Annotated in this window: 1 rRNA gene; it reads left to right on the plus strand. The window is 53.6% G+C overall.

The window, feature by feature from the left end:
- Positions 1-2,510, plus strand: a 23S ribosomal RNA gene (locus J0X19_RS24640); the annotation flags it as partial.

A 2,510-nucleotide genomic window follows, 5' to 3' on the forward strand; every position in this document is an offset into this window, starting at 1 on the left:
TCCTGAGTAAGGCGGGACCAGCGAAATCCCGTCTGAATCCGGCGGTACCATCCGCCAAGGCTACATACTCCTGAGAGACCGATAGTGAACTAGTACCGTGAGGGAAAGGTGAAAAGAACCGGGAATACCGGAGTGAAAAGAACCTGAAACCGTGTGCTTACAAGCGGTCAGAGCCCTTTGGTGGGGTGATGGCGTGCCTTTTGCATAATGAGCCTACGAGTTACTCCTCTCTGGCAAGGTTAAATGACTTAAGTCATGGAGCCGCAGCGAAAGCGAGTCTGAATAGGGCGCAGAGTCAGAGGGGGTAGACGCGAAACTTTGTGATCTACCCATGAGCAGGCTGAAGGTTGGGTAACACCACCTGGAGGGCCGAACCAGTTTCCGTTGAAAAGGATTTGGATGACTTGTGGGTAGGGGTGAAAGGCCAATCAAACTGAGAAATAGCTCGTACTCCCCGAAATGTATTTAGGTACAGCGTCGGCGTAGAGTTACGTGGAGGTAGAGCTACCAATAGGACTAGGGGGTGTCATAGCCTACCGAATCCTGATGAACTCCGAATGCCACGTAATATAGCCGGCAGTGAGGCTTGGGGTGCTAAGGTCCCAGGCCGAGAGGGAAAGAACCCAGACCATCCGCTAAGGTCCCTAAATTCGGACTAAGTTGAACAAAGGAGGTCCACTTGCTTTGACAGCCAGGAGGTTGGCTTGGAAGCAGCCATTCCTTTAAAGAGTGCGTAACAGCTCACTGGTCGAGCGAGAGGGCATCGATAATACGCGGGCATCAAGTCCGGTACCGAAGCGATGGATTTACACTTTTAGTGTAAGTGGTAGGGGAGCATTCTAGTCAGCGGTGAAGGTGTGCTGTCAGGCATGCTGGAGCGGCTAGAAAAGCAAATGTAGGCATGAGTAACGATAAGGCGGGTGAGAAACCCGCCCCCCGATAGACTAAGGTTTCCTGCTCAACGCTAATCGGAGCAGGGTTAGTCGGGACCTAAGGCTAGGCCGAGAGGCTACGTCGATGGACAGCTGGTTGATATTCCAGCACTTATTACTTGGAGTGATGCAGTGACGCAGGAGTGAAAGTACCGCGAGCGGACGGAAGTGCTCGTTAAAGGGCGTAGGTATAGAGACGGTAGTTAAGTACGCCGACTTTGCTGAAACCTGATAGTACCTGGCGGCTTCGGCCAACGGGATAGTGTACCTAATCAGACTGTCAAGAAAACCTGCTAAGCGTTTACTGAGTGATAACCCGTACCGCAAACCGACACAGGTAGTCAAGGAGAGCATCCTGAGGGGCTCGAGTGAATCACCGCTAAGGAACTCGGCAAAATGGTCCTGTAACTTCGGGAGAAGGGACGCTTCCTCCTAGTAATAGGAGAAGCCGCAGTGAAAAGGCCCAGGCGACTGTTTAACAAAAACACATGACTTTGCGAACGCGCAAGCGGAAGTATAAGGTCTGACACCTGCCCGGTGCCGGAAGGTTAAGAGGGGAACTTAGTCGCAAGGCGAAGGTTTGAATCGAAGCCCCGGTAAACGGCGGCCGTAACTATAACGGTCCTAAGGTAGCGAAATTCCTTGTCGGGTAAGTTCCGACCTGCACGAATGGTGTAACGATCTGGGCGCTGTCTCAGCGGTGAGCTCGGTGAAATTGTAGTCTCGGTGAAGATGCCGAGTACCCGCCACGGGACGGAAAGACCCCGTGCACCTTTACTATAGGTTGACATTGACGCTGGGTAACACATGTGTAGCATAGGTGGGAGACGTTGAGCCAGGGGCGCCAGCCTTTGGGGAGTCGCCGTTGAAATACCACCCTTGTGTTGCTTGGTGCCTAATCTGGAATACGGAAACAGTGTCTGCTGGGTAGTTTGACTGGGGTGGTCGCCTCCAAAAGAGTATCGGAGGCTTTCAAAGGTCTGCTCAATCCGCTTGGTAACCGGATGTAGAGCGCAATAGCAGAAGCAGGCTTGACTGTGAGGCCTACAAGCCGAGCAGGGTCGAAAGACGGATATAGTGATCCGGTGGTTCCGCATGGAAGGGCCATCGCTCAAAGGATAAAAGGTACGCCGGGGATAACAGGCTGATCTCCCCCAAGAGCTCATATCGACGGGGAGGTTTGGCACCTCGATGTCGGCTCGTCACGTCCTGGGGCTGGAGAAGGTCCCAAGGGTTCGGCTGTTCGCCGATTAAAGTGGCACGCGAGCTGGGTTCAGAACGTCGTGAGACAGTTCGGTCCCTATCTGTGGTGGGCGTTGGATATTTGACAGGACCTGACTTTAGTACGAGAGGACCGAGTTGGACTAGCCGCTCGTGCACCGGTTGTGGCGCCAGCTGCAGCGCCGGGTAGCGACGCTAGGATGAGATAAGCGCTGAAAGCATCTAAGTGCGAAACTCACCTGAAGATGAGATATCCGATACACGAAGGCTCGTCGGAGATGACGACGTAGATAGGCGGGAAGTGTAGAGCGCGAAATCGCACAGCTGACCCGTACTAAGGAGCCGAACACTTCCGCA

Source organism: Hymenobacter telluris (assembly GCF_017313265.1).
GTDB classification, from domain to species: Bacteria; Bacteroidota; Bacteroidia; order Cytophagales; family Hymenobacteraceae; genus Hymenobacter; species Hymenobacter telluris.